Origin of the sequence: Roseovarius sp. W115 (assembly GCF_032842945.2) — a bacterium.
GTDB classification, from domain to species: Bacteria; Pseudomonadota; Alphaproteobacteria; order Rhodobacterales; family Rhodobacteraceae; genus Roseovarius; species Roseovarius rhodophyticola.
Genome location: NZ_CP146606.1, coordinates 3,291,176 through 3,316,372 on the forward strand (window position 1 = coordinate 3,291,176; position 25,197 = coordinate 3,316,372).

A 25,197-nucleotide genomic window follows, 5' to 3' on the forward strand; every position below is an offset into this window, starting at 1 on the left:
TGCGCCAAAGTAAATCGTACGCGGTTAAAACGCCATATCATCGCGGTGAATGAGCGGGCCTCGTGGCGGATAACCCAGAACCGGCTCCAACGCATCACTGCGCAACCCTTTGATCTTGCTGGCATCAGCGTGATCATAACGTGTCAGGCCCTGCCCTAGACTAGCCCCATCAACACTTACCACCTCCACTGCATCGCCACGCCCAAATCCGCCTTGCACCTCCGTGATCCCGGCAACCAACAGGCTTGATCCCGCACGCAGTGCCTTGGCCGCACCGGCATCGACGGTTACCCGCCCCTTGGGCTTCATTGCAGCAATCCACTGCTTGCGCTTTTGCTGCGGGTCACCTTGGGCTGTGAACCATGTCGCCGCCGCCCCTTCTGACAGAGCGCGGATGGGATTGAGCACATCACCTTGCGTGATCGCCATCACACAGCCCGCAGCCGTGGCTGTGCGCGCAGCGAGAAGTTTCGTCTTCATGCCGCCCTTTGAGAGCCCCGACCCGGCCTCGCCGGCCATGGCTTCAATTTCGGGTGTGATCTCGGCAATCACATCAAACCGTTTGGCCGCGGCATCCACGCCAGGTTGACCCGAGTAGAACCCGTCCACGTCACTCAGCAAGACCAGTTGATCCGCCCCGGCCGTCACCGCCACTTGTGCGGCCAACCGATCGTTGTCGCCATATCGGATTTCGTCCGTTGCCACCGTGTCGTTCTCATTCACGATAGGCACCACACCAAGGCTCAAGAGCTGTTCCAGAGTGGCGCGGGAATTGAGATAGCGCCGACGGTCTGCGCTGTCTTCCAGAGTCACCAGAACCTGTGCCGTCGTGATATCATGCGCCGCCAGCGCCTCGGCATAGGCGCGTGCCAGTTGAATTTGCCCAACTGCTGCCGCCGCTTGCGATTGTTCCAGCGTGAGGTCCTTGCCCGGCAGGTTCAACACACCGCGCCCAAGAGCAATGGATCCCGATGAGACAAGGATCACATCTGTGCCGCGCGCGCGGATCATGGCCACATCCTCGGCCAAAGCCCGCAGCCAATCGGCGCGCAAGTCTCCTGTGGCGCGATCCACCAAAAGCGCCGAGCCGATCTTGATGACCAGCCGTTTGGCCGCGCTCAGGGACGCCATGGTCCGGCCTCCTGAATATCGCCGCGTTCGCGCAGGCGCTTGGTGTCAATCTGCGCTCTGAGCGCGCGCAGGACCTCTGTGACGCCTTCTTTTGAGACACCGGACATCAGCATCACAGGCGCGCCCACCGCCGCCTCCAGCTCGTCTTTGAGAAAGTCGCGTTCTTCGCCGTCCAGCGTGTCGATCTTGTTGAGCACCGTTATGCGCGGCTTCTCCACCAGCCCACCGCCATAGGCCTCTAACTCGTGAATAATCGTTTGATAGTCCTCAATGAGCGTGCCGGAGGACCCATCCACCAGATGCAAGAGTACCGCACAGCGTTCGACATGGCCCAGAAAGAGATCGCCCAGCCCCCGGCCCTCCGACGCGCCATCAATCAGCCCAGGAATATCAGCCACGACAAACTCGGTGTTGTCGACGCCCACGACGCCCAGATTTGGGTGCAGCGTGGTAAAGGGATAATCGGCCACCTTGGGCCGCGCATTGGAGGTGGCGGCAAGAAAGGTGGACTTGCCTGCATTGGGCAGCCCCAAAAGGCCCACATCGGCAATCAGTTTAAGGCGCAGCCAGATCGTGCGCTCCACGCCCTCCTGTCCCGGATTGGACCGGCGCGGTGCCTGATTTGTGGAGGTTTTGAACCGCAGATTGCCCCAACCGCCATTGCCGCCCTGGGCCAGACAGACGCGTTGTCCTACCTCTGTGATGTCGTCAATCACCGTTTCCTGATCTTCGTCGAGGATCTCTGTGCCCACCGGCACGCGCAGCACGATGTCGTCGCCGGTGGCTCCGGTCCGCTGGCGTCCGGCACCGGGACGGCCATTGTCGGCAAAGAAATGCTGCTGATACCGGAAATCAATCAGCGTGTTCAGCCCATCCACCGCTTCGACCCAAACCGAGCCGCCATCGCCCCCGTCGCCCCCGTCCGGGCCGCCATATTCGATATACTTCTCCCGCCGGAAGCTGATGCATCCGTTGCCGCCCGATCCGGAGCGGATGTAAACCTTGGCGAGATCAAGAAATTTCATTGGGGCTGCCTAGTAACTGTCAAGGCTTGCGATAGAGCGAAACGGCGCGCGGCTCAAGCCTGTGGTCGCGGCAGGGCGTAATTGATGATCGGGAAAACGCCGCCCCGCGCGGCGCTCGGCCCTTCGCAGGGGCCAACACGTGCAAAGCCCAGTTTTTCCAGAACCCGTCCCGAAGCAGGGTTGTCGTCAAACACACAAGCCTCGATTCGGGACCAATCATAACGCGCAAAGATCACATCGATCGCCGCATGCCCCAGCTCGGTGGCATAGCCTTTGCCCCAATGCGCAGGCGCAAACATGTAGCCCATTTTGCCATGGTCCAAGCCCATCATGCCGATCACCTCGCCTTGGGATGTCACCACGCCGCCAAGACCTTCGTCCCTGGGCATCGGTTGACACCGGCTCGCGGTAAAATCGCGATCCGCAGGCCAGGGCCAGGTCGATGTCTGGCGCACCACCTCAAATTCTGATGCAATCGCATGCAGGGCGTCCAAATCCGCAAGCGTGGCGGCACGCCATATCAGACGGTCTGTCGTGGCATAGACTGTTTCAGACATCGGGAGATTTCCGGCTGTATGTCCATGTCGGCACCGTGCTGTTGCGCGCGACCGAAAAGCTCTCTGCATCGCCCAAATACTCAAACCCGCAAATGGTCAGCACCCGCGCCGATGCGGCATTGTCCTGAAAAACGCTCGCAAAGATCGTGCGGGCCTTTTGCGGATTGGCCTGCAAAATCGCCTCGACTGCGGTCGAGGCCACGCCTGAATTCCAATAGGCTGGTGCCACCCAATAGCCGATTTCGGATTGTTCGCGGTCCATGCGCTCCAACCCGATCACGCCCATGACCTCGGCCCCGCCCATGCGCGTGGCGTCCATCACCCAGACATCCTCGTGATGCTCAGTGTCCACCACACGGTCGATAAACGCCTCGGCGGTGCCCGGTGGCAGGGGGTGGGGAATGTCCGTGGTGTTCCATGCCACCCGTCTATCTCCGCCATAAAGCGCAAGCAGCCCGGCATCCGAGGTCCGGATCGGGCGCAGATCAAACCGGCCTGCGTCGATCAGGGTGTCGTGTTGAACAGCTTTGAGTTTCATGCGCCTTCTCCTCCAAAAAGCACAAAGAGCACGGATGCCACGGTCAAAACCGCCAGCCCGCGCATCAAGTAAGTTTCCGCTGGCGTGCCTGCGACCGTGCGGGCCATCCGGTCGCCTCCCAGCGACCAAAGCGGATGCAAAATGAGCTGCAGCGCCATCAATGAGATGGCGATGGTGGCCGTTGCCTGCAAGGCAGGCGTGCCGGGGCTCACGAAATTGGTAAAGCTCGTGACAATCATCGCCCAGGCCTTGGGGTTGAGCGGATGCACCACCAATCCGGCAATGAAACCAGGGGCTTGACTGCCTGCTTCGGCTGGCCCCAGCCGCATATTGGCGACCTTCCAGGCCAGCCAGCAAATATAGGCCGCCGAGATCCATTTCAGAGTTTCAAAGAGAAATGGCTGCGTTTCCGCGAGTTCCATCAGCCCAAATCCGATGGGCCAGATGATGAGCTGCTTGCCCAGCACCACGCCGAACACAAACGGCAGTGCCGCGCGAAATCCAAACCGCGCGCCCGTGGCCAGCAAGGCCATATTGGCAGGCCCCGGCGTGCCGACTTGGCTTACGCCGAAGACAAGAAAGGATGTGATGGCGACGCTCATGACCGCGCCTCCCGTCGGGCACGCGCCGCCCGTTTGGCCGCAGCTTTCTTCTTCCACGGCGCGTCACGCTCCCAATCCCCGGCCATGATCGAACCGTAAGGCAGGATGCGGTCCACCGTGTCGGCCAGATCAAACTGCTTCATCTGCGCCTGCACGGCAGAGGCGGATTTATACGCCGACGGCAGCTCGGATACGTCCACATTGCCCGAGTAGAAGCGCACGTCGAGACCGTCCGTTTCCTCATCGAAAACGGATTGATCCGTGCGCCCTTCCAAAGCGCGTTTATGCGCCGAGCGTGACATGTTCCGTCCTGCGCCATGTGGCGCGAAGCCCAGGTTGCCGTCATGCACAGCTCCGCGCACCAGAAGAACCGGCTCGGCCATGTTCATCGGGATGATCTGCGTGCCGTTGGTGTCGGGCAGCATCTCGGGGTCGATCGGTGTCGCGCCCTTGGCATGGTAGAACAAATCACCTTTGCGGAAGACAAAGTTGTGCTCATTCCAGAACCGCTCGCGCACATCGGCTCCCGCGATCATCGCAGCCCGCTGATGCAGCGCGTTGTGGTTGGCTTTGGTCCATTTGCGAATAAGCTGCAAGGCCTCCCAATAGGCCTCACCCTCTTCGGTATCCGCCGGGATCCAGGCGTTTTGCTTCTTCACGCCTTCAGACAGCTTGGTGCGATATCCTTCGGCACAGCGCATCCCGAGTTTGTAGAGCCCCGCCCCAGGTCCGCGAGAGCCATGGTGCGTGACAAGACAGGTCGCGCCCGTCGCCTCGGAGCGCCCGACATAGGCAAAATGGTTGCCATCGCCTTGCGTGCCCAGATGCTCCTGTGCGGCCTGCAGGATCTTTTTGTCGTTCAGGAACGCATTTCCGCGAAACGCATCATAGAGATCCGGCGACATGGTAAAGCGCATGCCGTTGGGCCGCCCGCCGGGGCCAAAATGTGTGGCCTCGTGAATGGCGTTCAAAATGTCCTGTGGCTCGGCATCGGCAAACTCCGTGACCATCACCGAACAACAGATATCTGCCGAATGCATGCCGGGATGAATGGCGTTTCTGGCCACAGCCACCCCGCCCACGGGGATCGTGCCCTCAGGCCCTGCCGGACAGGCATCGGGCATCACCGCCCCATCCACCAACGTGGGCGTGCGCATCAAGACATCCATCGTCGCGCGGACCTTGGCGACGTTGTCGACCTCATCCTCGGTCTCGGCTTCAAGGTTGAAGCGATACCCCAGGTTTTCCTGCAGTTTGATCCGCGGTGCTGGTTTGTTGGCGGCAACCCAAGTGGACAACGCCTGACCCTCAAGCCCAAGCGCATTGACCGTCTCAATGGCTCGGCCAAGCTCTGGCCCTTGCTCAAAACCCAATTCAATCAAATCTTTACCCGTTACGGCCATCGTCTTTGTCCCTCTTATGGGGGCGCAATTTTGCGCTTTTGTGACTCGGTCCGGATTTCTTTTACCAAAAAGAAAAGGGACCGGTTTTTCACCGATCCCTCTCAAATTCAAACCTGAAGATCGGCTTATTCAGCGGCCTCCGCCATCGGGAGAACCGAAATAAATGTGCGGCCTTTGAGGCCTTTGTGGAACTTCACAGCACCCTGCACGGTGGCAAAGAGCGTATGATCTTTCCCTTGGCCCACGCCTTCACCCGGCCAAAATTTATTGCCGCGCTGACGCACGATAATGTTGCCCGGTATAACGGCTTCGCCGCCATATTTCTTTACGCCAAGGCGGCGGCCCGCTGAATCGCGACCGTTTCTGGATGAACCGCCTGCTTTCTTATGTGCCATCTCGTCTCTCCTTAGCCTTTAGCCAATTTCTTGGCTTGTTCGACCCAGCCTTCACGCTCGATCCGGCCTTTGAACGAAAGCTTTTCGTCAAATTCCGCAATCTCGGCTTCGGCCCAGGCTGCGATCTGGGCAAACGTGGTCACGCCTGCCGCATGCAATTTCTTCTCCAGCGCCGGACCCACGCCGCTCAGCTGTTTAAGATCATCGGCCTCGGCCTTGGCCGCCTTTTTAGGTGCGGCTTTCTTGGGCTCGGCCTTTTTGGCCTCTGCCTTGGGCTCAGCTTTCTTCGCTGGTTTCTTGGCCTCTGCTGCTGCAACGGCCACAGCCGCGACTGAGCCTGCGCCCATTGCCGCCTTCACGCCCGACTTGTCGCCACCTTTTTCAAGGATGTCGGTCACGCGCAACACAGTCAGCTGCTGACGATGGCCCTTGGTGCGTTTTGATCCATGCTTCCGGCGGCGTTTGACAAAGTGAATGACCTTGTCGCCCTTGATCTGATCAACCACTTCGGCCTGCACGGCCGCGCCGGCCACAAACGGCGCTCCAACAACCGGCTTGTCACCGCCCAGCATCAGAACTTCGTTGAATTGAACTTTCTCACCGGCATCCGCTGCAAGCTTTTCCACACGGAGCATATCGCCCGACTGGACCTTGTACTGCTTGCCACCGGTCTTGAGAACCGCAAACATCGCGTTTTCCTTTCGCTTCCGCGTTCTGCGGCCCCGGCCCTGATATCCAGGATCAACCGGCGTTTGGTGCCTCGAACAGCGCGCCCTTTGGGCGTCAAAAATAAAGTCCCGCACGAGTCTCCTCGCCGGGATGCGCGCTTATCCAAGTCTTTGCCCCTCAAGTCAAGGCTGATTTCAAAGAAAAACCCGGGGGAAAACCCCCGGGCCCGTGAGTGGTGTATCGGGCCATAAAGCCCTATCTTGGCGACGCATCTAGACCGCGCCAGTGTATTCGCCACGCGCCGGGTAATCATTGGCAATGGCAAAATCGAGAGCGCCGACAAGTTCAGAGAAGTGCGGACGAACAAAGGGCATGGTTTGCACTGACCCGTAATAAAGCGACTGCTCCGGTGTCACCATGAACAGGCCGGGCTCAGAGAAAAGCGCCGGCTCTTCGATGCCAATCGACGTCTTGCCGCGCGAGGTGGAGATATAAAGCCCCCATTCCTTTGCTTTTGGCAGGCTCAGATCATAGCCAAAGCGCAGTTTGCTTGCGCCGATCTTGTCGGCCATGGCACGGGTGCGTTCTTCGCCATCTGAGCTAACGGCAATGGTCTTCACGCCGCGCTCGGCAAAGTCATCAACCTTCTTTTCCAACTCGGTCAGGTAGTTGGCGCAAAGCGGGCAGTGCAGACCGCGGTAAAAACACACGACCGTGCCGCGCTCAGATCCATCTGAAGCGAGATCAAAACTGCCATGATCCAGTGTGGGTAGCGACAGGTCGGGGGTTTTCTGGCGGGGCATCAACATCTGTGGTCTCCTGATTGCAATATATCGTCAGCTTGGATATAGATGGTGTTGAGATCAATTTTTTCCAAAAAACATGATAATTTTTCCTACATGAGCAAAATCGACCGCCTTTCGGCTCTTATCCAACATTTTGACTTGCGGGTTTTTCCGACAGATCCAAACGAAGCCAATCTGCTGATCTTTGAAAACGCTGAAATCCAGACGCCCACACGGGTGGTCTTTGCCCCGCTTTGCGCGGCCTATACCGCCGCTGAAACCGATGAGACACTCAGCTTTGCCGCTCAGGCCGATTGGGGCGGTGCCACCAATCCGTTTCTGAGCGCCCTGCCTGCCGAAGTCACCCTACGCCTTGATGCAGAACCGGAGGTCATCCACATCCTCAAAGCGTTGCAAAGCGAAAGCGCAACACCACGCTGCGGCGGCAGCGCTGTGCTTGATCGCCTTGGAGAGGTCCTGCTTATTCGCCTTTTGCGCCTGACGATTGAACGTGGCGCCACTGATGTTGGGCTATTGGCGGGTCTGGCTGATCCTCGCCTCAGCCGAGCAATTGTCGCGATGCACGATGAGCCCGGCCGCAAATGGCAGGGCGATGATCTGGCGCGCCATGCAGGCCTCTCGCAGTCGCGGTTCTCAGAGCTCTTTCGCGCCAAAGTGGGGGAAACGCCTGGTGCGTATTTACGCCGCTGGCGCATGGTGCTGGCGCGTCAGGATGCGGAACGTGGTGAGCGTGTCCAAACCATTGCGCGTCGTTACGGCTATGGCTCTCCCGAGGCGCTCAGCCGCGCCTTTAAACGGGCGCATAATCAATCCGCCATCGCCTTGCGCCCATCCGCCTGATTAAATTGTTTCGTTATAAACATAAAAAACTCAGATAATCGCGAAACGCAGCGTGACACTCAATTGTTGCACGGGTTTCGCCGTTCGCTGATGTCTCAGGTTAATGTCGAAACGCTTTAGGTCTCTGCTTCTTTCTTGTCAAAAACACCCCGGGGAGCGCGAGGGGCTGGCCCCTCGCATCTGTTGGATTTTGCCAAGCAAAATTCGAAACGCCTTACAGCTCCTCGCTCTGCATTTGCTGCGCCACGGCGCGTCCCAGAAGATATGACAACTCCTCATACATCTGGTCATAGGCCTCAAAAATGGCCGCGTTCAGAACCTTGCCCTGCTCGGAGCGGTAAACCTCAGCATATGCTTCCAGTTCAGCGTCGTCCAATGGCTGATACGCCAGGATCAGAAACGCGCCCAGCCACCCTTCTGAGTCGTTGCGGACGTCGCCTTCCTGCGACCAGACATCGGCGAGCATATCCTCTTCGCTCATCTCAAAGGCCCCGCCATCAGCCAGCCCACGGTAGAACATCAGGTTGGAATTCAAGGCCCCCATGACGTTATAGTCCACCAGATCACTGTCCGAGATCAGCGTCTCTACCTGCTGAAACAGATGAGAATTCTCATCCCGGGCGCGCTCGTAGGCATCCATCGCGGCCATTTCGGTGTCTTCATTCAGAAAGGCCTCACGCGCCGAAAGTTCAAGCGATATGATCTCCTGCCCGGTCTCTGATGTGAAGAAAGCAACGACCTCGGCGATCTCCTTGCCATCCAGAGCCGTTTCAAACCCTTGTGTCACCACCTGTGCCATCTTGTCAGTGTCGTAGATCCGCGCCACCTGATCCTGCCAGGCCTTCGCATTCACACCGGGCAGCATTTCCACTCCAAGCTCGGATCCATAGCGCAGTCCTTCCTTGCGCATGATCTCAACCGTCTCATTGATCCTAAGCGCGTCGATCAGAGCGGCCATATCTTCGCCCGCCGCGCGGGCCATTGGCGAGGTGACCAGCAGGGCAAAGACCGTAGCGCATGCCAGTGAAAGAACCCGTGTCATCATAACTCCTGTCCGGGATGCAGATCAGCCATACGTCCAGCTAGAATTTCAAACCTGTTGGCCATGATCTCATATTGCACCGCATTCATCAGCTCATAGACCAGCTGCATGTCAGGATGCTCCAACGCCTCAAGATAAGCGCGAATATCCTCTTCCGAGAAATCCTGATATGTGTAGGCGGCATTGGCCAAAGCAGAGACCTGCAAACTGACGCGCAGCTCCGCTTCCCCTTGCTTGATCACCCGGCGCAGGGTTTCTTCATCAATATCATAGTCCAGAATGCCGGATCGCGAAGCGGCCACGAAGAAACGTACCTGTATTTCCTGCACAGCCCGCACACCACTATCGGCGGCATCCACGGCCTGGTTAAGCTGTCGCAGAACATTCACCCGCGCGTCTCCCTCGGCCACCCAGTCGGCGACAAGCGCTGTACCCTCGCTTTGCTTGGCCTCGTCATTGGCCATGTGTGAGGCGTTCTCCGCCTCCACCAAACGTTGACCCAGAGGGGAGGCATAAAACGCCGCTGCGTGGGTCAGAAGGTCATCGCTCAGCGCCGCTTCAAGAATATCCATTGCCATGTTGTGCATGGTTTCGGTGTCAAACACCTCGTCGGCAGTACGTTTCCAGTCAGCACCAAAATCACTGGCCTGCATGCCCAAAAGCCCCGGTGCGTCCCCTGCCGCCAGGCCGATACTTTCAAGTGCAACATCAAACCCTGTGACCTGCAAGAACGCCTCCAGGCGGTCACGTTCCGCCGCGCGTGCAGGCAGGCTGAGCACCAATACAACCCCCAGAATTGTCAGCCAGATCAGCGGACGAAATAAAGTTACGTTCCTCAAGATACCCTCGCTTGGTTCACCCTTTGCGCCACCCTAATGGCTTTCGCCCCTCCCCTGCAATGTCGGTCAGGGCAAAGGCAATGAACCTTGCGTGATCATGCCGGAATGGGAGGCAGGTTTGGTTTTCAGAGGTGCATGGCATGGACCGACCAGCTGGGTATCAAAGCCAAAAACAGTCGCTAAGAACCCAATGGTTCGTATTAACACTCCAGTTCCAATATTTGGCCGGGGTTAACGCGTTAACCATATTTTGCTAGAGTCTGCTGGCACATTCTTGATTCTAATTCAGTAGTTTTTTGTATTTGTTTGTTAATTTGTCTGATTTGAACGGCCCAGTAATTTTCAGTGTGGTGCCTGAGTGATCGCATAAAACAAGGCGACATTCGTTATGAGTTCCAAAATGTGCCCCGCTCGAACATTTTGCGTGAAAACGCAGATATTTGGGTCGAAACTTGGGAAAATAATGGAAACAGAAAGATCAAACATATGACCCTTCCATAGGCGGTTTGAGCTTCTGCTATTGAACGGAGAACATCATGCCTGAGGAAATTATCTACGACCCAAATCAGGTCGCGACACTGAAATACCAAGATGGCGATCGTAATTACACGGTTGAGACCTGTCAGGAGTCGCTGAGGCAAATGCACGAAAAAGTGCTTGAGTACCAAGGAACACGCGATTTCTCGGTGACGCGTGATGGTGTATTTTCCTCCACACAGACAGGCCAGGTTCGCACGGCTCAAAGCACGGGGTCCGATCCCACACCAGAGGACTCTATCGTTGCAGCGATTGGCGAAGAAGGTGTCCCAACCGGGATTGATGATGAAATTCGGGACGCAATCAATGATGCGCTCGGAAAAGCGCGCGAGGAACTGAAGAAGGTTTTGGACGACGGTATTCAGGTTCTTATCGAACGAACGCCCGAAGGCGGCTTTGACATCAAGGCACAAAGCCTCGCGATGGCAACAAGCAGTGCTACTGCTGGTCAGCCTACGGGCGCGGAAGACAAGAAAGAAGTGTTGATCCTGCCGGAGGCTGGCGTTGAAGTTTCCCACGAAGAAGCCGTAGTGGAGCCCGGAGCGACACGACCCAAAAGCACTGTAAGTGTCGGTGTTGCCAACCCTGCAACAGAAGACGAGACATCCACCTCAACTTTTATTCCCTCAGCCAAAGCAGATGCCGAGTCGATCGGTTTGATCGCAGTCAGTACAGCCGTTGCAATCAATGCACCTTTGATCTCAATCCAGGTTACAGATTGACGCTTACGATTACAGCGAGCGGCAACCGTGGCGCTTCGGGTGGTTGGGTTCGTCCAATGGACGAGGCGCATCGTATCTTGGTGCCAACTGTGGCGCATATCCTCTATGACCGGTCAGGACGCCTGCGTTCCAGAGTGCGCATTGCCGGTATGTCAGCGCGCGTTCATGCCTTGGTGCGCTTGCCGAGCCTGAGTAACGCGCGCGCGGATGCCGCGCTTGTCGAACCGGATCGGGACTGGGCTGCGCCACGCGTTGCCTCTTCCCGCGGCCACTTGAACGAATTCATTGCAGGACTTGCCGTTCAATGCTGTTTGCCAGATGGAGGGCATTTATCCGGCCGAATGCTCAGCTCTGACTGGGCTGGGCGCATGCGTTATTCTTTCGGAACACGAAACGTATTCCGTCAATGGATTATCGCAGTAGATCGCAAGTCCAGCGAGCCAGGAACAAGACCGATCAGACGCGGTGACAGCGGATTGTTGTGGCATACGCCAGATGGAGTTGCTGTTGGATTGCAAATCGGCGTTTTGGCAACTTGCCCAGATCGCACGATTATCACACCTTTCACAACCATCTGCGACCTTTTCGAAGTACGCACCGCTGCATAAGGAATAGAGTATTTGAAAAGAGCTTCCGACGCTCTCCAAAGTTCCCCATCTTGCGTTTCGTGCGAAAATCGAGAGGGCATTCCATTGCCGATGAACTCACGGTCTTCTTTACCGACGACAGATAGGCCACCAAATCACCCGACACTCCCTTCCCCCTTGCCAGCCTGCGCAAAGCCGATTACACGCACGCTCCAGACCCCCGCGGAGAGGTGCCGGAGTGGTCGAACGGGGCGGTCTCGAAAACCGTTGTGGGTGCAAGCCCACCCAGGGTTCGAATCCCTGTCTCTCCGCCATTTACCCCAAGATCGCTGTTTCGTAACGCGCTGATAGTAGTGCGAATTTCGGCGTTTTCGCGCTTATGGCGATTCCCGGTCCGCTTGATTTGCTGCACATTTTGCTACACAATTTGCTGCACAAACGCGGAGGTTTTCCGTCATTAGCATTGCAAAGAGAGGCCGTCTCTACCATCTCCGCCGCCGCGTTCCGCGCCGGTATGGAGGGGTTGAGCTACGCGAAACGGTCTGGATCAGCCTGCATACAGACTCCGAGATGGTTGCCAGGAGCAAGGCGGATCGCGCGTGGAGCCAGATGATTGAGGCATGGGAGGCGCGGTTGGCTGGGGATAGCCGCGACGCGGAGGCCCGCTATGAGGCCGCGCGGGACCTGGCCCGAGTTCGCGGCTTTCGGTATCTGGACGCAAGTTCTGTGGCGGAACTTCCGGTCGGCGACGTTTTGGAGCGCGTTGAGGCCATCCCTGCGCCTGCGAACCAACCGGATAGGGTCGAGGCTGCAGCCCTTCTCGGCACCATCCCCGAACCCCGCATAACGGTCACCAAGGCGCTCGAGCTCTACTGGACGCTTGCGCGTGAGAAGACCTTCGGCAAAAGCGAAGACCAATTGCGCCGTTGGGAAGCCCCCCGGAACAAAGCCATCAAGAATTTCGTTGCGGTCGTCGGTGACAAGGAGATCGCGAACATCACCCGCGATGACATGCTGGACTTCCGCCAGCACTGGCTCGACCGGATCGAAGCGGGCGAGGTCACTGCGAACTCCGCTAACAAGGACCTGATCCACCTGGGCGACGTGTTGAAGACCGTGAACATGATGAAGCGTCTTGGCTTGGCGCTGCCGCTCGGCGAGTTGTCTTTCAAGGAGGGCGAGAAGAAGACGCGCCCGCCGTTCAGTGAAGACTGGATCAGGACGCGGCTGCTCGCCCTCGGCGCGCTCGACGGGTTGAACGGTCAGGCGCGCGCCTTACTCCTGGGCATGATCAACACCGGCTACCGACCGTCGGAAGGTGCTGCGCTGACGGCGGAGACGATCCGGTTGGACGGCGACGTGCCGCATATCTCCATCGAACCCGAGGGACGGCAGCTGAAGAGCCACTACGCCCGCCGGGTGATCCCGCTGACCGGTGTCTCGCTGGAAGCCCTTAAGCAGTACCCCGAGGGCTTTCCCCGCTACCGCAACCGAGCCACGTTGAGCGCGGTCGTGAACAAGTTCCTCCGCGCCAACGGCCTGCTCGAGACCCCGCGCCACTCGCTGTATTCCCTGCGCCATGCCTTCGAGGACCGGATGCTCGCCGCCGGGATCGATGATCGCATTCGCCGCGACCTTTTCGGTCACCGGCTTGATCGTGAGCGGTATGGCAAGGGCGCGTCACTGGAACATGTCGCCGAGCTTGTCGCCCGGATCGCCTTCTGACCCAGCAAGGCATGCGCCCGGCGCTGCACTTGTGTGAGCCGCGTCTCTTCCTTCACGGCTGCGGCCAGTTCCGCCTCAAGACGCTCGAAGATCGGTGTAAACGCTGCGTCCTGGACAACGAGCTTCGACACCTTCATGAGCGCCGCCTCGATCCGCGCGGCATCGACCGTCCGGGACGGACGGGGCTGCTGCTGGGAAGGGCCAGTCAAAGGTGTCATGCAAGATAGCATGGAGCCATGCGTTCGGCTTGTGCAGATCACGCAGACCGCCCGCGCAAAACGGCTTGCCACAGCGTACAAAACGGACAGTTGGATTGTCCGGCGCATCGGCGTCTCGCGATGAATTCGACCGGCGACCGCCATGCCTCAGAGCGATATTGCCGAGCTTCGAATCATCCCGGTCCGGTTGGCTGCGCAGGCACGTTGGCGGCATGATGAACATCACGCATTGGGCTTTTTGGGAGGGCCGACGGGAGCTACGGAAGGGGATGGCAAGATAAAGCGAGTTCCTCGCTGCCTGGGCCTGTGGCCCTAAGCTGTTGTCTGCACATTTTTTTTCGGCGTGATATCCGATGGGCCGCACCGTGCCGTGCGGCAGGGTTTTCCGTTTTTCTCAATGATATCAATAGTCAGACGTGGCACGCCGCGCGGTGTGTTCGCGCTGGAACCCGCTACGGCGTCTCTTTGCACGCCAGGCTTCGACGCCCCTCAAACGCTGCTTGATTGGCCCAGAATGGGCGTCGATCGTGGTCCCATGACCCGAGATGAGAACGACCTCCGCATCCGTCCCGGTAAGGTCCGGGACCGCGCCCAGAGCTCCCCACGCGTGCGGCGCCCGGCACGAGGCTTCCTGGCCGACGTGCATCGAGCAATCCGCCGGGCGGGCGGTGACCCGAACAGGCTGGCCGGGAAGAGGAAGGCAAGCGGACGGTTCAACGCCCGTGGCCGGGGTGCCAAGGTGGCGGCGCAGTTGAAAGGCCGGAGTCCTTGGTCCCGAAGCGCTGACGGGACCCGAACCCGCGCCCGTCGGGTGACCGTGAAAGCGCGGATCGTGAAGCTGAATCCGCAGCGCGGTGCGTCGCGCGGGCGGTCATTTGTCAGTGCAAAGGCGGTCGGTGCGCATCTGCGGTATCTGGAGCGTGACGGTGTCACGCTGGACGGCGAAAAGGGTCCGGTCTATTCGGCGGATCAAGACACAGCCGACGGTCGGGACTTCCTCGACCGGGGCCGTGAGGACCGCCATCAGTTCCGATTCATCGTCTCCGCAGAAGGCGGTGTCGAGCTTGCCGACATGCGCCAGACGACCCGAGATATCATGGCGCAGATGGAAGCCGATCTTCAAACTCGGCTCGATTGGGTCGCGGTCGATCACTACAACACCGGGCATCCGCACGCCCACATTCTGGTCCGGGGGATCACCGATGACGGCAAGATTCTGAACATCGCAGGAGATTACATCGCGCATGGGGTCCGCGAACGGGCGACCGACATCGTGACACTGGAACTTGGACACCAGACCGATCTCGAGGTGACCGACCAGCTGCGCCGCGAAGTGCACGCCGAGCGCTTTACCCGGCTCGACCGGATGCTGATGGCCGAGCAGAGGGCGAACAACGAATTTGCTGATCTGCGACCGGACAAGGACATGCTGGAGACGATGAAGCGGAATCGCGCGCTGTTGATCGGCAGGGCGCAGTATCTGGAAAAACTCGGTCTTGCTGAACAGAGCGCGCCGGGTGTCTGGCATCTGGACGACAGCACGGAACCTACGCTGCGTGCGATGGGGGAGCGCGGCGATATCATCAAATCGATGTATCGCGCGTTGGATTCCAACGATCTGGCGGCGCAGCGCGGGGCGGCACAGCTCACGATGCATCGAGACGGACTGCAGCAGCAGATCGCTGGCCGCGTTCTTGCCAAGGAACTCGCGGGCGACGGGTCTGGCGACCGGATGCAGCTGGTCATCGACGGGACCGATGGCCGCGTGCACCAGATCGAGCTGCGTGCCGATCATTGCGAGGGGATCGGACGCGGCATGATCGTGTCGGCAACACCGCCGCCAACGGAGCCAAGAGCGGCTGACCGGAACATACTCGCGGCCACAAAAAGCGACGGCACCTATAAACCGTCGCGGCACATCGAGATGGCCCGGGAACAAGAGATCAGCCCCGATCCGGCCCGATTTGTCGCGGCCCATGTGCGGCGGCTCGAAGCCCTGCGGCGAGCGGGGATCGTCGAGCGGAGAAGTGACGATCACTGGAAAGTGCCGACGGACCTGCCCAGACAGGGGCTTGCACATGATCGCAAACGCCACGGCCATGGCCCGCGTATGACCCTGCTCTCGCCAATCAGTCTGGACCGGCAAGTAACCCACGATGGCGCGACCTGGCTCGATAGGGAATTGACCGCGCAGAGGCGGGGCGCGGTCAGAGAAACGGGCTTCGGTGCAGAGGCAGGCCGGGCGATGGACCAACGCAAGCGCGTGCTGGTGACGCGCGGAGATGCAGTCGATCTCGGCAATGGTCGCATACGCGCGCCGCGAGACCTCATCCAGCGCCTCGAGGCGCGTGAGGTCGAACGCGTCGGGCGCGCGATGGCTGCGGAACAAGGGAGAAAATGGAAGCCCGTGACACCCGCCAGCCAGTTTGCAGGCCAACTCACCGGCAGCACGCAACTGGCCAGCGGACGCTTCGCGATGATCGACGACGGCTTAGGGTTCAGCCTCGTGCCGTGGAACACCACATTGGAGCGGCGCATCGGGCTGCAAGTGTCCGGGGTTGGCATGTCCGGCGGCGGGATAGACTGGACGTTCGGAAGGCAGCGAGGGCTGGGGTTGTAGGCAATACACGTGGCATCGGCCATTATGTCGCAAAGATCGCCTAAGTGGCCTATGGGTTGTAGCTCGATTTTCCGACCAGGTTTCGGGTGCCTTTGCAATGTGGATAGCCTGAACAACCCCAGAACTGATTCCCGGCGTTTTTGCCCCTCCGTGCCCTACGCAGGACCATGGACCTTCCGCAGTAGGGGCAATCAGGTGTGCCTCCGGCATTTGCTACGCGTGGTGCCGTCGGTGGAGTATTGGGCGTTGGCGCTCTTGGTGAATGTCGCACGGGCTGGGGTGGCGGCGTCACTGTCAGCGCCACTGTTGAAGTCGGAACGGAAGCCCCCAGGATCTTCAAGTCTTGTTCGGCCTGTGCACGGGTTCCCAGCGCCACCAAAAGCGCACTGTCACTACGTGCTTTTGCTGGCAACGCATCAAGCCGCGCCTTAGCATTGCGAAGTGTTCCCAGCCCATTGCGGATATTGGACTCCAATTTGAGTTTCTCAGCCGCGAAACGCCCACGCAATGCTCTTTCGTCAGTGACGTCCTGAGCGTTGGCTGTTCGGTCATACTTGAACCGGGATTCGTGCCTACGCCGCCACTCCACCAGCTTGCCAGTCATGACGTCACCAAAACCCGGTACTCTCAGCACGGATGATCGACTCACATCGGCAGCGGTTTCGATCCCGAACGAAATCAGCGTCGCTGTCTTGGAAGGCCCAATCCCGGAAATGTTGGCGCGACGGATTGAGAAACCGTCAAGGTAGGCCTGTCGCTGACGCGACTCCCGGTTGGATTTCAATATCATCAACTCGCGCGTCAGCGCCTCGTCATGCCCTTTGTAGGCGGCGATTGTGGCGTCCAGATCGCCGCGCACCTTCACAACCTCCGTCAGACCATTCCGGCGAACGAATGATTCCAACTCGCGCTGCACCTTTTCATCTGCGTCCTTGAAGGCTTTCTGGAAGGGGCCGGGTTCAACTTCACGGTCTGAGAACGTAACCCACCCCCAAATCGCCAGCCCGACCCATACAAACCATGCGGGAATAGCGACGATGAACCCGGCAACAGCGCCGCCCATCATGAGCAGACCCAAGAAAGCACGCCCGCGCTTGCCACTCTTGGCCTCACTGAGAGCGGCACTTGCCCCACGCGGGGCAGGTGCCTGCGGCAACAGGTCAGCAACCGTTGGGAACCGGAAGGCGAGTATTTCGCGGATTGCTTGTGCTGTCCCGCGTGTATCAGTTGGAATATTCGGCGTGACGGCTGACAGGTCCGGGAACATGTCAAAGCCGCTATTGGCCGTCAGTGCGCACCATACGCACCCCTTGGCATTGCTTGGGAAATAGTGCGTCTTGACCCTGCTACAGTGATTCAGTGAGCCTTCCAACTTCGTCAGGGCACCAACCCAATCCAACGCGCTAGGACGCACGCCAGCGTTCAATCCGAAAGCTTGTTCAAACGCAGTCACAGCGGCGTCGGGAAATAGATCGAGTGTCAGTGCGCCGGGGGTGGTGTTGTCCGCGTAGCGGACTGGCGTGTCAGCGAAAACGCGAAGCGGTTTTGTGCTATTGCATCGCCCATGGAAATATCTGGACCGCTATAACGCCCCGCATATGGGTGACGGCCCATGAACAACAGGTGAAAGATCGCAACGGCAAGCCCGAAGTTGTCGTGCTCAATCGTACGCTCTACAGATGCGAGGTTTTTTCCGTGAAGTTCGGGCGGCGTAAAATCCGGCACGCCGACGACGCAGGGATAGGACTTTCCATTCAAGCGAAACTGAAAGCTATCAGCGTCGATTAGGGCAACAGTCGCGTCTTGCGCCACCAGAACACCGGAATGGTTCAAGTCGCCAATGACACAGCCTGTTTGATGGACCTTCCCAACGGCGCGGGCCACATTCAGTGCAGTATGGACAATGAACCGGTAGTCGGCTTTCGGGAAGTAGCGTTGGCGGGATTTAGGACTGTAAAGCTCGTGCAGCGGGCGGTAGCCCGACACAAGTCGCATAACAAATCCAAGGAAGTTGCCCTGGTTGTCAGTGACGATTTCACCAGGATAGGCCACAAGGTCAGTCTTTATGGCAAGGCCTTCGCCAACCATCGCACGCACTTTGTCTTCACGCTTTGAACGCAAACCGGCGTTGTAGATTTTGACGGCCTGCCCAGACCGACCCTTGATCGCGTAGACCTCACCTTCGCCGCCCTTGCCAATCAACTCAGCAACTGAAAATCGACTATTCCCGATAACGATTTCCTGCACGATCAGCCCCCGGAAATGAGGACAAGCGTTTTGTCGTCGTCAGTGCGCTCACAGACGGCTGCGCCAGCAAGATAGCCCCTCAGCTTGGACGAAAGGTTGGGCAGGCGTCCGTCTTCCGTCGCTGCGTCAACCGGGCGCATCATCGGCACAAAGAACCTTTGATGTGCAGCCTGTTCTGAGTGTGACAACGCCAAATCGCCCACGCCGTCTGAAAACAATGCAAATGCATCGTGTTCCCTTGGCTGGCGGGCGATGTTCAAGCGCGGTTCCGGGTCGTCAGTAACAAAATAGGTGGTGGACGCATATTCGCCATTTTCGGGCCAACAAAGCACCTCCCAATCGGTGCCCCGTCTTCCAACAATGGCGCTATCGCCAACATGCAGAGTCAGCACTTCATCTGGCGTTATTAATACAGCCGCCAAAGTCGCCGCAAATTGTCGGGGTGTACTTTCGCGTTGATTTGCGATTGCTGCAATCCGATCCCGCAAATCATCAATCCAATCAACTAACAATTCGTCGTTTGGTAATTCCGAATTGTCCCTCAACCACTCGCGGAAACGCACCGTCAGAGTGCGACAAACAAGCCAAGCACCATGGACTCCAAATTTCGCGCTGCCCGCACCATCTGACACAACTGCGAAAATGCAGTCATTTGCCATGCACGAAACGGCGTAGGCATCTTCAAGTCTGCCGTCGTTTTGAATGTGCGAGGTGCCAATTTCGGACGCTGCCGCCCAACGCCATGCCACCCCGTTACCCTGCTACGGCCCAACCATCCGGGGCGGTGGGGTTCTCAAGGTTGATAGCATCACCGGGGTTGGACTGTGAGACCGCGCTAAGCGAGCTGGACAGCCATTGAAAAAGTTCCTTGAAGGCCAATCCCTTGAGTTTGAGCGGTTGCCGTGTGGAAATTTGCGACAACACGTTCATGTCAGCTTGGTCAACGCCAACAGCATAGAACATGAACTCCTTTTTCTCTTCGCCTTCATGCACGCGGGTTTTCGCTTCACTCCAACTGTCGGTGGGTCCACCGTCAGTAATCAGGAAGACCCAAGGGCGGTAATATTTCACCCCATTTTCACGGTACCGATCTTTGCGCTGGCGCAACATGTCTAGGCTGGTAACGATTGCTTCGCCCATCGGTGTCGCGTTGTTCGCCTCAAGAGTTTCAGGGTAGAAATGATCCACTGTGGCAAAGTCGGATTTTATCTCGACTGGTCCAAAGGTGACCATCGCCAATTCGACCCGTTTTGCAGCCATTGGGTCATTCATCAACTCTTGGCGAAGCGTTGCCAGTCCTTCATTTAATTGCGCAATCGGCGCGCCGCTCATTGAATACGACGTATCCAATAAAAGAACTACTGGGCAGCGCTGTTCTGGGTTTTCTGCAAACTCTGCATCGCTAAATGGCTGTTGTTCAAATTCGTCAATGTTTGTCACCCCGAAACGCATTTCTCATGTGGAAGTTTTTTTCGATAGTGCTGAGGCTTAGCCCAAATGTCCACAGTGGAACGTACAGAGACGAGACTACCGGAGGCTCTGGCTCGTGAAGAGGGTGGAGCGTTCGTCACTTGGCCTCACTCAATGCCGTCCTCGAGAACCCGCATTGGCCCGCAGAGCGCAAACATCGGGCGCGAGGTATTGGTCAACATCGGCGCATCTCAGGCATATCACCGAAGAGTTGACGCTGGGAAAGCCGTGCCCGGCACAACAAGACCCGCTCAGTCTGGTCACGGCTAACGAAATTTTTGCTGCACATTTTGCTGCACAAAGTGCAACGCAAAAAACCATCGAGTCTTGCAACTTCAAAGACTTAAGGCATTGTTAAACAACAGCTTTCGGACTGTCTCTCCGCCACCCAGTCCTGGCTCAGCAGTTGATTTTCACAGGCGCCAGAATAGTCCCGCATTTCCGGTGACTAGCGGGCGGTGGTGCATCCGGAGACTGACAGTGAGACCCGATTTCAGGCCCTTTCGGCCAAGAGTCTCAGCGTCCCTTTTCCAGAGTAGACTTAGCGATGCGTGGGATGTTCAGAGCTGCGCGATGATGCGGTCCTGTTCGGCCCAGGAGGCCGGAAGGCCGTGCTGGCGGATCCAATTCGTGGTCAACGCCGGTGGCTGGCGTCCCTGATGCGGTGAGCAAAATCGAAGCGACATTGGGTTGTGACGTATCAGTCGTCTACCAACACATTTGAACGCTGCGCTCATTAGCCGACATTGGCGGAACAAGGGTCAACGGCAGCAAAGTCCGCAGACTGTTAATTCCGCCACCGCCGGGGTTTTGCGTTCGCAGCGAAAGCCCGGTTCGGTGAAACTACAACGCAGCGCTGACTGACCACTGGATGTCTGCAAAGAAGCACAACACACTGAATCAAACAATTGGGTGGTTTCTTTACAACGGCCAAACCAACAAAATTGTTGGCAAGGCTACGAGCACAACAAGTATCTCAAGCAATAGCCCCATACGCCAATAGTCGCCGAAACGGTATCCACCGGGACCCAGGATAATCGTATTGTTTTTGTGTCCAATTGGAGTAAGGAACGCACAAGACGCGGCGACCGCGACGGACATAAGCCAGGCATCTGGATTGGTGCTGGTTGCTGCCGCCATGCCAATGGCAATTGGCGCAGCGATCAAGGTGGTGGCGACATTGTTTAGGAAATCAGACAAGGTCATTGTGACAATCATAAGTGCGAGAAGCGACACCCATGCCGGGAACCCATCCGTTATGGACAGTATTTGTGTGGCAATAAGTTCTGCACCACCGGTTTTCTCGAAAGCCTCCGCAAGTGGGATCAAACTGGCAAGGAGAACAATCACCTTCCATTCTATTGACTCGTAGACTTCCCGACCTGACACCAAACCGACTGCAACCAGGGCAATCACGGCGGCGGAGAGTGCTACAGACAGAGAGACCCAACCTAAAACGGCTACCGCAATCGCACCCAAGAAAATTGCAATAGAAAGCCCCGCTTTGGAGCGTTGCACCATCTGAGTTTCACGCCCTTCGAGTGGGAGAACCCCCATGAAAGAGGCCGCTTGAGCGTTTCTTTCGGCATCACCTAAAAGTAAAAGCACGTCACCCGGTTTGATAAAAAGAAGCCGCACCCGATCTGTAAACCGCCGTCCGTTACGCGACACACCGAGCAGCGTAACCGAATGCCGATAAAGTAGCTTTAGGCCACGCGCAGTTCGCCCAACAATCCGCGCACCCTCTGGTACGATTGCTTCGGTAAGGGTCAGGCCACCGGAAGTGACGCGCCCATCATGCTTTTCTGAGCCTGAGAACTCCAGCACAGATTGCCCCATAAAAGCTTCTATGGATTTGGGCTCTCCTTCGACAACTACAAAGTCACCTGATCGGATTTCCTGTTTCGCTGCAAAACCCGGAAGCCGCTTTCCGCGACGGACCAGTCCTAAAATGTGAACATCATGGTCATCGGCGCGAGGGTAAAGATCGGAAATGGTAGAGACGTCCTGAATCGATTTTTCGCTGACACGAAGTTCAGCAATGTAGCGACCTTCTGCAAACGCCGCCTCCTGTTCCAAGGCCCCTTCGCGTTTGGGCAGAAACCGCCTACCCAGCAAAGACACGAACGCGATTCCAACGACGGCTACTGTGAGCCCGACCGGAGCGAAATCGAACATACTAAAGGGCGCGCCCAACGCATCCTGTCGATAGGCTGCAATCACAATGTTTGGTGTCGTTCCAATCAACGTTATCATTCCGCCAAGTATGGTTGCGAAAGACAGCGGCATAAGCGAAAGGCTGACGGCGCGTTTTGCTTTTGTAGCTGTGTCGATATCGAGGGGCATCAAAAGAGCCAGCGCTGCGACGTTGTTTATGACTGCCGATAAACCCGCTCCCACGACGGACATCACCGCAATATGAAGTGGCAAAGGTCGTTCCGAGTTGAGCAACCGCGCCGCTAGTTTTTCGATTGCGCCCGAACCGACAAGGCCACGTGATACAATCAGTACCAAAGCAATGATCGCAACTGCGGAATGCCCAAAACCAGAGAATACAGCGTCCGTTGGAACAAGCCCGAGTATTGCCTCCAAAACGAGAGCTCCGAATGCCACCAAATCGTATCGGATGCGTCCCCAGATTAGCAGTACGAAAAGGACAATAAAAATCCCGATGATCATCGTCTGGTCAGATGGCATTTGCAAAACGTCTTTCATTTGCAGCCAGACTAAGGCTAGCTCTCTCAATGTGTATCCAGACACCTTGAAAGAGCCAATTCTAATCGAAACCATAGGCGACTTGATTTTGACATGGCAGCCCTGAAATCGGGGGTGGATAGCACCTGTTTTGGCAACAGAGATGCAGCCCTGCGCCCATGCATAACAGTCCACAAGGTTACCGAACTAACGAAATTGAGCGGCTTTCTTCAAATGTGCGGCTTACTGCTGAACCGATTTCAACCACTCGACCAGATCGACAATAGGCTGGCTTGTCATGATTGGCTGACCACTCTTGGTCTTCACGGCCACATCACGACCTTCGAAGAATTGACCATAGATCGGCATCGGCGATCCATGACTTACCAACGGATCCCTGCCATCAATTTTGCGAATGACACGTGCGATTGGGAAAAAGCCCCCGTTTGAATTCTGCAACTGTGTCAAATCAGGCGGTTGTAGGATCAGCGCCGGAGCCATCGGACCATTACCAGTCGCATCGCGCCCGTGACACATGGCACAATGCTGGTAGAAAAGATCTCTTCCGTTATCGGCATCTTGTGCGTTTAAGGGCGATACTAGAAAACACGCCATTGCTATTCCCCAGAAAAGTCGTCGCATCTTGGCCTCCAAGGCGTCGTGTAAGAGAACGTCAAAGTTCAGAGCCCTAAGCTTTTAACGCACAACATAAACCGAGCATTTTGCGTGGCTCGCAACGTAACCCGCATTCGAAGCGATTATATGCTCCAAAAAGCCCGGAATATGAGACGCCATGACGATCAAATCAATTTTCAATTCATCAGATCTGTCTACAAGAACATGGCCAAGATCAGCGCTGACATCGACATCTACCAATGACAGGGTCTCTACAGGGCAACCAGTTTGGTCGGAGACTTCCTTTGCAAACGCTTTGAGTTTTTCATCATAGGATTCGGGCGTCTTGGCGACTTCGGTAGGTGCTGAACTTGTAACTCCGATCAAGTGTATCGTGGCTGAATTCAGTTTTGAGATTTGTCCCGCCTGTGAAACGGCATTTTTCAGATCATCTTTGTGGGCAAGATCGACAGGTACCATGATTTTCTTAATCATCTTGAGCCTCCATGAAGCATGAGAACTCTGATCTTGCCCGCTTTCGTTTCCGCATGTTTGACATTTCGCAATGCTCTTACCGCCCAAAGCACAAGACGCTTCCATTGTCACCGCACTACCGAACTGGAATTGACGGATGTCAAACCGGTATTGGCGAGATGTGCCAAAAGCTTTCCATTGCTTGCTCACCCCGAATGAAAGGAATGCGACATGGAAAACGTGGAACGCTTGTTGAAAGGCACAGTCGAAGAGTTAGACCGCCTTTTGAACGCGCGGAATGTTCTTGGAGATCCGATCGAAAAGGACAACGCGACCGTGATCCCCATCGTGAGCTATGGTTTTGGTTTCGGTGCAGGAGGCGGCGCCAATACAAAGACTGGTGACGGAGCTGGCACAGGTGCAGGCGGCGGGATCAAGCCGTTGGGCGCGATCATTCTCGATGACCAAGGTGCACGTGTTGAGTCTGTTCAAGGCGCGATGACGACCTTTGCTGAAGTGCTCGGCAAGACAGCTAACAAAGCCATTGAAACCACGGCTTCCAGCGCAAAGTCCAAGGCCCAAAATAGCTGACGCATTTGGCATGTCGGTTGCAATTACAGTGTTGCTTAGCTTTGCCCCAGTCTTGCTCAGCTTTTTTGTGCTTATTCTGTTTCTGCCGCTCCATATCGAACTTTCGGTTTTGAAGGACCCAAATTGGAGAATTCGTGCGACGTGCCGCCCACTGATGGGATATGGACCTCTAATAAATTTGAAGAGCGCTAGACCGAAGACACAAGACGAACTGCCCGAGGTCAGGAAAAAACCAAAACCTACATTGGCCAAGCTAGAGCGGATGGCAAAAGCGGGGGCTATATTTTATATCGACGTTCTAAACCGCGTCACATTCCGCCACATAGAGCTATCAGCGCAGTTTGACATGGGTGACGCCAGTGAGACCGGCCAAACCTTTGGTCAACTGGCACCTCTTGTCTACGGGTGTTCCGCGGTACCTGCGGGCAGCATTGATATAAAACCTTTGTTCATCAATCGCCCCTTCCTTTCAGGTCATGCTGAGATAGGCCTTTCGGTTGTTCCGGCCTCGCTTGTAACTCCCGCTATAAGGTTTGGCTGGCGCATATTTGGACCCAAATCATGACATGGACGGTGGATCCTCCGATCCAAATGGGACAGGCTTCGTTTGCTGCAATCTCGGAGATCGAAGTCCTTGCGCATCAAATCGGCCGAACGGTCCTGGGCAGCGCACGAAAAAACCCCAAGCTTGTCCTGATGTGTGTTCGCGGTAGAGTTTCAGCTACGGACTTTGCCGGGAACAATTTTGACGCTTTGGAAGTCGAACGTCGCTATCCCGGTGCGATAGTCCAAATGAAAGCTCTTTTGGACAAGCGCCACACAGACCGCACAGATCCTGTATAACTCATAG

The 25,197-nt window shown here is 57.0% G+C and carries 26 protein-coding genes and 1 tRNA gene; 9 read left to right on the forward strand and 18 right to left on the reverse strand.

Features of this window, described 5'->3' with window-relative positions; genetic code table 11:
* Nucleotides 1-24: 24 nt before the first annotated feature.
* The 9 genes from proB to RZS32_RS16755 form a co-directional block, all read right to left on the reverse strand.
* On the reverse strand, nt 25-1,131 hold the full coding sequence (gene proB / locus RZS32_RS16715) for a glutamate 5-kinase (RefSeq protein ID WP_317054694.1): 1,107 nt from the start codon (nt 1,129-1,131) through the stop codon (nt 25-27).
* Nucleotides 1,119-2,156, reverse strand: coding sequence for a GTPase ObgE (gene obgE / locus RZS32_RS16720; RefSeq protein ID WP_317054695.1), 1,038 nt, complete (start codon nt 2,154-2,156; stop codon nt 1,119-1,121). The genes proB and obgE overlap by 13 nt, the downstream gene beginning before the upstream one ends.
* A 53-nt stretch (nt 2,157-2,209) precedes the next feature.
* Nucleotides 2,210-2,713: a GNAT family N-acetyltransferase gene (locus RZS32_RS16725; protein ID WP_317054696.1), complete on the reverse strand. Its 504-nt coding sequence runs from the start codon at nt 2,711-2,713 to the stop codon at nt 2,210-2,212.
* Nucleotides 2,706-3,251: a GNAT family N-acetyltransferase gene (locus RZS32_RS16730; protein ID WP_317054697.1), complete on the reverse strand. Its 546-nt coding sequence runs from the start codon at nt 3,249-3,251 to the stop codon at nt 2,706-2,708. Before RZS32_RS16730 ends, RZS32_RS16725 begins: the two co-directional genes overlap by 8 nt.
* Nucleotides 3,248-3,853, reverse strand: a complete 606-nt coding sequence (locus RZS32_RS16735) for a LysE family translocator (protein ID WP_317054698.1) — start codon at nt 3,851-3,853, stop codon at nt 3,248-3,250. The genes RZS32_RS16730 and RZS32_RS16735 overlap by 4 nt, the downstream gene beginning before the upstream one ends.
* Entirely contained in the window at nt 3,850-5,256 is a 1,407-nt protein-coding gene (locus RZS32_RS16740) for an RtcB family protein (protein WP_317054699.1), read from the reverse strand. Before RZS32_RS16740 ends, RZS32_RS16735 begins: the two co-directional genes overlap by 4 nt.
* A 125-nt stretch (nt 5,257-5,381) precedes the next feature.
* Complete coding sequence (rpmA, locus tag RZS32_RS16745; RefSeq protein WP_317054700.1) at nt 5,382-5,651, reverse strand: 50S ribosomal protein L27; 270 nt, start codon at nt 5,649-5,651, stop codon at nt 5,382-5,384.
* Nucleotides 5,652-5,662: 11 nt separating this feature from the next.
* On the reverse strand, nt 5,663-6,340 hold the full coding sequence (locus tag RZS32_RS16750) for a 50S ribosomal protein L21 (protein WP_317054701.1): 678 nt from the start codon (nt 6,338-6,340) through the stop codon (nt 5,663-5,665).
* Nucleotides 6,341-6,592: 252 nt separating this feature from the next.
* Nucleotides 6,593-7,129, reverse strand: coding sequence for a peroxiredoxin-like family protein (locus tag RZS32_RS16755; protein WP_317054702.1), 537 nt, complete (start codon nt 7,127-7,129; stop codon nt 6,593-6,595).
* Between the two features lie 90 nt (nt 7,130-7,219).
* Between RZS32_RS16755 and RZS32_RS16760 the strand changes: the two genes are divergently transcribed.
* Nucleotides 7,220-7,966, forward strand: coding sequence for an AraC family transcriptional regulator (locus RZS32_RS16760; RefSeq protein ID WP_317054703.1), 747 nt, complete (start codon nt 7,220-7,222; stop codon nt 7,964-7,966).
* 214 nt (nt 7,967-8,180) lie between these two features.
* Here the strand turns inward: RZS32_RS16760 and RZS32_RS16765 are convergent, their stop codons facing one another.
* Entirely contained in the window at nt 8,181-9,008 is an 828-nt protein-coding gene (locus RZS32_RS16765) for a DUF2059 domain-containing protein (RefSeq protein ID WP_317054704.1), read from the reverse strand.
* Nucleotides 9,008-9,847, reverse strand: a complete 840-nt coding sequence (locus RZS32_RS16770) for a DUF2059 domain-containing protein (protein WP_317054705.1) — start codon at nt 9,845-9,847, stop codon at nt 9,008-9,010. Before RZS32_RS16770 ends, RZS32_RS16765 begins: the two co-directional genes overlap by 1 nt.
* Nucleotides 9,848-10,383: 536 nt before the next feature.
* On the opposite strand from RZS32_RS16770, the gene RZS32_RS16775 reads away from it, so the two are divergent.
* The 5 genes from RZS32_RS16775 to RZS32_RS16795 all read left to right on the forward strand — a co-directional run bounded on the left by RZS32_RS16775 (nt 10,384) and on the right by RZS32_RS16795 (nt 16,256).
* Nucleotides 10,384-11,106 carry a hypothetical protein gene (locus tag RZS32_RS16775; protein WP_317054706.1) on the forward strand — a complete coding sequence of 241 codons (723 nt, stop codon included), beginning with the start codon at nt 10,384-10,386 and terminating at the stop codon, nt 11,104-11,106.
* Nucleotides 11,103-11,714 (forward strand): hypothetical protein, encoded by a 612-nt coding sequence (locus RZS32_RS16780; protein ID WP_317054707.1) that lies wholly within the window; start codon nt 11,103-11,105, stop codon nt 11,712-11,714. The genes RZS32_RS16775 and RZS32_RS16780 overlap by 4 nt, the downstream gene beginning before the upstream one ends.
* 203 nt (nt 11,715-11,917) lie before the next feature.
* Nucleotides 11,918-12,007, forward strand: a tRNA-Ser gene (locus RZS32_RS16785).
* Nucleotides 12,008-12,149: 142 nt separating this feature from the next.
* Nucleotides 12,150-13,418 carry a tyrosine-type recombinase/integrase gene (locus RZS32_RS16790; RefSeq protein ID WP_317057813.1) on the forward strand — a complete coding sequence of 423 codons (1,269 nt, stop codon included), beginning with the start codon at nt 12,150-12,152 and terminating at the stop codon, nt 13,416-13,418.
* 1,050 nt (nt 13,419-14,468) lie between these two features.
* Complete coding sequence (locus RZS32_RS16795) at nt 14,469-16,256, forward strand: DUF3363 domain-containing protein (RefSeq protein WP_339106722.1); 1,788 nt, start codon at nt 14,469-14,471, stop codon at nt 16,254-16,256.
* Between the two features lie 49 nt (nt 16,257-16,305).
* Here RZS32_RS16795 and RZS32_RS16800 read toward each other — a convergent pair whose 3' ends face one another.
* From RZS32_RS16800 to RZS32_RS16830, 7 genes are all read right to left on the reverse strand, one after another.
* On the reverse strand, nt 16,306-17,523 hold the full coding sequence (locus RZS32_RS16800) for a helix-hairpin-helix domain-containing protein (protein ID WP_339106723.1): 1,218 nt from the start codon (nt 17,521-17,523) through the stop codon (nt 16,306-16,308).
* A gap of 212 nt (nt 17,524-17,735) precedes the next feature.
* Nucleotides 17,736-18,503 carry a protein kinase domain-containing protein gene (locus RZS32_RS16805; RefSeq protein ID WP_317054711.1) on the reverse strand — a complete coding sequence of 256 codons (768 nt, stop codon included), beginning with the start codon at nt 18,501-18,503 and terminating at the stop codon, nt 17,736-17,738.
* A 2-nt stretch (nt 18,504-18,505) separates the two neighbouring features.
* A complete protein-coding gene (locus RZS32_RS16810) occupies nt 18,506-19,252 on the reverse strand; it encodes a PP2C family serine/threonine-protein phosphatase (RefSeq protein ID WP_299280786.1) in 747 nt (248 codons plus the stop codon).
* Nucleotides 19,253-19,256: 4 nt separating this feature from the next.
* A complete protein-coding gene (locus RZS32_RS16815) occupies nt 19,257-19,943 on the reverse strand; it encodes a vWA domain-containing protein (protein ID WP_317054712.1) in 687 nt (228 codons plus the stop codon).
* A 951-nt stretch (nt 19,944-20,894) separates the two neighbouring features.
* A complete protein-coding gene (locus RZS32_RS16820; protein ID WP_339106724.1) occupies nt 20,895-22,670 on the reverse strand; it encodes an SLC13 family permease in 1,776 nt (591 codons plus the stop codon).
* A 240-nt stretch (nt 22,671-22,910) separates the two neighbouring features.
* Complete coding sequence (locus RZS32_RS16825; protein ID WP_317054714.1) at nt 22,911-23,282, reverse strand: c-type cytochrome; 372 nt, start codon at nt 23,280-23,282, stop codon at nt 22,911-22,913.
* An 81-nt stretch (nt 23,283-23,363) separates the two neighbouring features.
* Complete coding sequence (locus RZS32_RS16830) at nt 23,364-23,777, reverse strand: universal stress protein (protein WP_317054715.1); 414 nt, start codon at nt 23,775-23,777, stop codon at nt 23,364-23,366.
* A 210-nt stretch (nt 23,778-23,987) separates the two neighbouring features.
* Here RZS32_RS16830 and RZS32_RS16835 point away from each other — a divergent pair, with 210 nt between their 5' ends.
* The 3 genes from RZS32_RS16835 to RZS32_RS16845 are packed head-to-tail and all read left to right on the forward strand — an operon-like array spanning nt 23,988 to nt 25,190.
* The gene (locus RZS32_RS16835; RefSeq protein WP_317054716.1) at nt 23,988-24,347 is read left to right on the forward strand and encodes a spore germination protein GerW family protein; all 360 of its coding nucleotides are present in this window, start codon (nt 23,988-23,990) and stop codon (nt 24,345-24,347) included.
* Between the two features lie 10 nt (nt 24,348-24,357).
* Nucleotides 24,358-24,912, forward strand: coding sequence for a hypothetical protein (locus RZS32_RS16840; RefSeq protein ID WP_317054717.1), 555 nt, complete (start codon nt 24,358-24,360; stop codon nt 24,910-24,912).
* Entirely contained in the window at nt 24,909-25,190 is a 282-nt protein-coding gene (locus RZS32_RS16845) for a hypothetical protein (RefSeq protein WP_317054718.1), read from the forward strand. The genes RZS32_RS16840 and RZS32_RS16845 overlap by 4 nt, the downstream gene beginning before the upstream one ends.
* Nucleotides 25,191-25,197 lie beyond the last annotated feature (7 nt).